This window comes from Pseudomonas sp. F01002 (assembly GCF_004402115.1).
Classification (GTDB): domain Bacteria; phylum Pseudomonadota; class Gammaproteobacteria; order Pseudomonadales; family Pseudomonadaceae; genus Aquipseudomonas; species Aquipseudomonas frigoris.
Map to the genome: position 1 here is coordinate 375,405 of NZ_SOPU01000003.1, position 372 is coordinate 375,776.

Annotated in this window: 1 pseudogene (cut by a window edge); it reads right to left on the reverse strand. The window is 68.5% G+C overall.

What is annotated here, in order from left to right:
* Window positions 1–372 (reverse strand): annotated as a pseudogene (locus E3W21_RS02280) (glycine dehydrogenase (aminomethyl-transferring)); its annotated part runs 1,113 nt beyond the window's last position; the annotation flags it as partial.

Genomic DNA, 372 nt, shown 5'->3' on the forward strand with positions numbered 1-372 from the left:
CGCCGTCACGACCACGCGCATGCCGGCCATATTGGCGGTCGCCGGGTTGGTGCCGTGGGCGGACGAGGGGATCAGGCAGATGTCGCGACGGTCTTCGCCACGGCTCTGGTGGTAGGCGCGAATCGCCAGCAGGCCGGCGTATTCGCCCTGGGAACCGGCGTTCGGTTGCAGGGAGATCGCGTCGTAGCCGGTGGCGGCGCAGAGCATCGCTTCCAGCTCGTCGGTCAGCTGCTGGTAGCCGGCGCTTTGCGCGGCCGGGGCGAACGGGTGCAGGGCGCCGAATTCGGCCCAGGTCACCGGGATCATTTCGCTGGCGGCGTTGAGTTTCATGGTGCAGGAACCCAGCGGGATCATGGTGCGATCCAGGGCCAG